Source organism: Mesorhizobium sp. M2A.F.Ca.ET.067.02.1.1 (assembly GCF_004023285.1).
Lineage (GTDB): Bacteria > Pseudomonadota > Alphaproteobacteria > Rhizobiales > Rhizobiaceae > Mesorhizobium.
Map to the genome: position 1 here is coordinate 1 of NZ_RZSB01000490.1, position 4,605 is coordinate 4,605.

General features: G+C 62.9%; 5 protein-coding genes and 1 pseudogene. 3 read left to right on the forward strand and 3 right to left on the reverse strand.

All coding sequences use genetic code 11. The annotated features are described in order from the left end of the window. Positions 1 to 368: 368 nt before the first annotated feature. A complete protein-coding gene (locus tag EOA28_RS25785) occupies positions 369 to 767 on the forward strand; it encodes a rhodanese-like domain-containing protein (protein ID WP_127252633.1) in 399 nt (132 codons plus the stop codon). Between the two features lie 8 nt (positions 768 to 775). On the opposite strand, the gene EOA28_RS25790 is transcribed toward EOA28_RS25785, so the two are convergent. Beyond that, on the reverse strand, positions 776 to 1,684 hold the full coding sequence (locus EOA28_RS25790; RefSeq protein ID WP_127386328.1) for an alpha/beta fold hydrolase: 909 nt from the start codon (positions 1,682 to 1,684) through the stop codon (positions 776 to 778). 47 nt (positions 1,685 to 1,731) lie between these two features. Between EOA28_RS25790 and EOA28_RS25795 the strand changes: the two are divergent. Beyond that, positions 1,732 to 2,183, forward strand: a pseudogene (locus EOA28_RS25795) (MarR family transcriptional regulator). Positions 2,184 to 2,192: 9 nt separating this feature from the next. On the opposite strand, the gene EOA28_RS25800 reads toward EOA28_RS25795, so the two are convergent. Beyond that, positions 2,193 to 2,804, reverse strand: coding sequence for a pyridoxamine 5'-phosphate oxidase family protein (locus tag EOA28_RS25800; protein WP_127250599.1), 612 nt, complete (start codon positions 2,802 to 2,804; stop codon positions 2,193 to 2,195). A gap of 92 nt (positions 2,805 to 2,896) precedes the next feature. Beyond that, positions 2,897 to 3,250: a DUF971 domain-containing protein gene (locus EOA28_RS25805; RefSeq protein WP_040982795.1), complete on the reverse strand. Its 354-nt coding sequence runs from the start codon at positions 3,248 to 3,250 to the stop codon at positions 2,897 to 2,899. Between the two features lie 300 nt (positions 3,251 to 3,550). Here EOA28_RS25805 and moaA point away from each other — a divergent pair, with 300 nt between their 5' ends. Beyond that, positions 3,551 to 4,546, forward strand: a complete 996-nt coding sequence (gene moaA / locus EOA28_RS25810) for a GTP 3',8-cyclase MoaA (protein WP_127250598.1) — start codon at positions 3,551 to 3,553, stop codon at positions 4,544 to 4,546. The last annotated feature ends 59 nt before the right edge of the window (positions 4,547 to 4,605 follow it).

Here is a 4,605-nt window from a genome sequence, read left to right on the forward strand (position 1 = left end):
GCCCGAAGGCAAGCGTCGCCGCGACCGCGATCGGCAGGACGGCTTTTTTGTTCCCGAGGATTTTCATGCTTCACCCGCACCGGTTGTGGCCGGTTCCCGTTCCGCGCCGCTGGACGGTCCCGCCCTCCGCATGGCGGATCTATGACGTGACTATACCGATTCATACCGATTTCGTTAAGCTTCCATAAATTTTCGAAGCCCTGTTGCAGAACAGTTTCACATCATCGTGAGACCAGGAGCAGCGTTCGCCCCGGCCTCGAAAACAATCAGGCGTTGGCGGCGCCCTCGCCTGACCCGCGTGACAAACACCAGGCTTTGTGATCGAAATTCTGGCGGTATCGCAGCAAAGGTGGCCGGGAGGATTTGCCGTGAAGAAAGGGTATCGCCAGCTGCTTGACGAGGCGAATGCCGAGATCGAGGTCGTGTCGCCGGAGGAGGCCGCAGGGCTGCTGGAGGATGACGACACGATCTTCGTCGACCTGCGCGACCCGCGCGAGGTCGAGCGCGACGGCAAGATCCCCGGCGCCAAGCATGTGACGCGCGGCATGCTGGAATTCTGGATCGATCCCGAAAGCCCCTACCACAAGTCGTTCTTCGCCTCGGGAAAGACCTTCGTCTTCTTCTGCGCCGGCGGCTGGCGCTCGGCTTTAGCGACCAAGACGGCGCAGGACATGGGCCTGACCCCGGTCAAACATATCCTCGGCGGCTACACCGCCTGGAAGGCGGCCGGCCTGCCGGTCGAGCCGGGGCAGAAGAAGGCGGACTGATAGGCTGATTAGTGCAGGATCGCTTCCCGCTGCTCGGTCACGAAGCCAACGGCGCGTGCAACGACATTTCTGTCGGCGAGGATGCGGCGGTGGCCGAGCCCATCGGCCCAGTGCAGGTGGACGTGCTCGCCGGCGCCCGCGTAACGCCTGGCATGGTCGGCGTGGACCTCGCGATCGTCCGGTGCGTGGATGATCAGCGTCGGCACCGGCGCCTCGGCCAGTTGGCGGTCGCCGGTGAATTCGCTGAGCGGCCGGCCGGAAAGGTGTTTCACCCTGTCCGCCATCGCAACGCGAGAGCGCGGCCCGACATTGAGCCTGTGGCTGAAATCGTCGAAGATTGCCGGCAGCGAGCTCGGCGCGGCAATCAAGACCAGCTTCTGCACCTTGAGCGGCGGCATGCCCTTGACCGACGCGGCGACGGCATTGGCCGCAACCGCGCCGCCGAAGGAGTGGCCGACCACGGCGGCAAAGGGACCGAACCATTCGCCTGTGACACGCACCGCTTCCACCGCATTCACCATGTTCAGATGGCGGCCGAGCGAATGGCCATGCCCAGGCAGGTCGAGCGAGACGACCTTGTATCCGGCGCCGCGAAACCCTTCGATCAAGGCCCGCATATATTCGGTGCGCGAGCGCCAGCCATGGATGACGAGCACGGTGCCGCGCGGCTCCCTGCCCGGCTCCGGCCGGAATTCGTGCACGGCCACGCAATCCGTCCTTGTCTTCAGCCGGTGATGGCGCGCCTCGGCCATGAAGGCTGATGCGCGTTCGACGGCCCGGCGTTCGCCGTCGCTCAACGCCTTGACGCTGGGTGTCCGGCAAAACAATTCGAACGCGGCGCGACCACTGAGGCGCGGCGCGACATGCTCGGCCGCGCCGAAAACGCCCCGGATGACCTTCATTCCAAATGATGCCATATTGGCAGTCCATCCATTCGTTCAAGCATGAACATGATAGTTCAAACATGAACATTAAGCAAGAGCTGCCCTGGGACAACCCGCGTTTTCGCAACTGGGTCGCGGTGGCGCGCGCCTGCCATGTGCTGGAGCGCACGCTTGCCGTGAAGCTCGCCCCGCTCGACCTGAAGCCGGCGCAGCTCGACGTGCTGATGAACCTCTACCGCCACCCCGGCATGTCGCAGCACGACCTTGCCCGCAAGCTCCTGGTCGGCCGCTCCAACATCACGATGCTGTTGCCGCAACTCGAGGGGCGCGGCCGCTGCGGCGCGAAGGCGACGAGAAGGACAAGCGCGTGCTGCGGCTGAACCTCACCGAGGCGGGCGAGGCCCTGCTGATGAAGGCGCTGAAAGTTCACATGGCGCTGATCGAGAAGGCGATGAGCCAGTCGACGCCCGAACAGTGCGACATGATCGGCGAGCAGATGCGCAAGATCGCCGACGTCCTGAAGGAAGCCTGACTTTCAGGCTTACCACATCGTCTTTTTGGCTCTTTCAGGCCATTCCTTGTCATAGGCTTCGCCGTCGATGTTCTTGCGGCTGGTGACCTCGAGGATCTGGCCGGGCGTCGGCAGCGACTTCGGGTCGACATGCCTGGCTGGGTTCCAGAGTTCCGAGCGCACGATGGCTCGGGCACACTGGAAATAGACCGTGGCGACATCGATGACGGTGACCGAGCGGGCCGGCTTGCCGTCGACCATGAAGGAGGCGCATAGCCCGGCATCGGTCGTGATATGGGCGCGGCCGTTGACGCGCAGCGTCGTGCCCGAGCCCGGCACAAGGAAGAGCAGTCCCACGCGCGGATCCCGAATGATGTTCCTCAGCGAATCGGCGCGGTTGTTGCCGCGCCTGTCCGGCATCATCAGCGTCTTGTCGTCGACGAGGCGCACGAAACCGGCGAGATCGCCGCGCGGCGAGCAGTCGAGCCCCTCCGGCCCGCTGGTCGCCAGCGCCACGAAGGGCGAGGCCTCGATGAAGGCGGCATATTCGGGAATCACATGGTCGAGTTCCTTGACGACCGAGGCCTCGCCCGGCAGGCCGTAGAGAGCCTCCAGTTGTTCGACCGATGTGATGCGCGACATTCTTCGTCTCCTGACGTTTTGCCGGCGCTACTCCACGTCCATGACGCCTTGACGACAGCCCGGCTGCCGACATTGGATTGCCACCCGCACAACTAGCGGTCTCGGCTCAGCCCCTTCTCGGCCAGTTCGGCGAGATAGGCGTTCCAGCGCTCATCCTTTTCGTGGCCGAGCGTATGCAGATAGTTCCAGGTGAAGATGCCGGTGTCATGAAAATCGTCGAAGGTGATGCGCACCGCGTAGTTCCCGACCGGCTCGATCTTGAGGATTGCGACATTGCGCTTGCCGGGGACCGTCACCCGCTGTTCCGGCGAATGGCCCTGCACTTCCGCCGATGGCGAAGCCACGCGCAGAAACTCCGCCGGCAATTCGAACGGCTGATGGCCCGGAAAGGTCACGGTCAAGAGCTTGCGGTCTTTCGAGACCCTGAGTTCCTTTGGCGCGGTCATGACTGGTCCTGTCTAGAGACGGATGATTTCTGGTCGAATCGACCTGAAATCTGAATCCGTCTCTAGTCAAAGAGATAGAGCATGATGTCGTCCGAAAAACCGCTTCACGGCATCATGCTCTGGTTGCCCCCTTCCCTACGCCGCTTCGCGCCATGCGGAAAGCCACTTGAGGCCAGCCGACATACGATGTCGGTCGGGGAATGTTACCAAAGACCGAGACCTTCTATCTTGAATGCGGCATTGGATCGTATCACATAGCCATATATAACGATGCCGCTCAGGCCACGGGAAACGCTTGCAATGGATATGATCGACCCCTTCGGTCGCACGATCAGCTATCTGCGCGTATCGGTCACCGACCGCTGCGATTTCCGCTGCACCTATTGCATGGCCGAGAACATGACCTTCCTGCCGAAGAAGGATCTGCTGTCGCTCGAGGAGCTCGACCGGCTCTGCACCGTCTTCGTCGAAAAGGGCGTGAAGAAGCTTAGACTGACCGGCGGCGAGCCGCTGGTGCGCAAGAACATCATGCATCTGGTACGCCAGCTGTCGCGGCATCTCCAAAGCGGCGCGCTGGACGAACTGACGCTGACCACCAACGGCTCGCAGCTTTCGCGCTTCGCCGCCGAGCTCGCCGACTGCGGCGTCAAACGCATCAATGTCTCGCTCGATACGCTCGACGCCGAAAAATTTCACCAGATCACGCGCTGGGGCAACCTCGGCAAGGTGATGGAAGGCATCGATGCCGCGCAGAAGGCCGGGCTGAAGATCAAGCTCAATGCGGTCGCGCTGCGCGACTTCAACGATGCCGAGATCCCCGAGCTGATGCGCTGGGCGCATGGCCGCGGCATGGACCTCACCCTCATCGAGACGATGCCGATGGGCGAGATCGAGGCCGACCGCACCGACCAGTATCTGCCGCTGTCGATGCTGCGCGCCTCGCTGGAGCGCCAGTTCACGCTCGCCGATATCCCCTACAAGACCGGCGGCCCTGCCCGCTACGTCCATGTCGCCGAGACCGGCGGCCGGCTCGGCTTCATCACGCCGATGACGCATAATTTCTGCGAAAGCTGCAACCGCGTGCGGCTGACCTGCACCGGAACCCTCTATATGTGCCTTGGCCAGGAAGACGCCGCCGACCTCAGGGCCCCGTTGCGCGCCTCCGAAGGCAACGAACTGCTCGACACGGCGATCGACGAGGCCATCGGCCGCAAGCCCAAGGGCCATGATTTCATCATCGACCGCCGCACCAGCCGTCCCTCGGTCTCGCGGCATATGAGCGTCACCGGCGGCTGATTTTTTCTTCGATTTGGTGCAGGATCACCTTTGGTCTTCGACCAGGGGGTATCATGCAG

Bases quoted from the DNA above. Each gene is read 5' to 3' on its own strand.
- EOA28_RS25805 (WP_040982795.1), bottom strand. From the start codon at position 3,250: ATGACCGCGCCAAAGGAACTCAGGGTCTCGAAAGACCGCAAGCTCTTG.
- EOA28_RS25790 (WP_127386328.1), bottom strand. From the start codon at position 1,684: ATGGCATCATTTGGAATGAAGGTCATCCGGGGCGTTTTCGGCGCGGCC.
- EOA28_RS25800 (WP_127250599.1), bottom strand. From the start codon at position 2,804: ATGTCGCGCATCACATCGGTCGAACAACTGGAGGCTCTCTACGGCCTG.
- moaA (WP_127250598.1), top strand. From the start codon at position 3,551: ATGGATATGATCGACCCCTTCGGTCGCACGATCAGCTATCTGCGCGTA.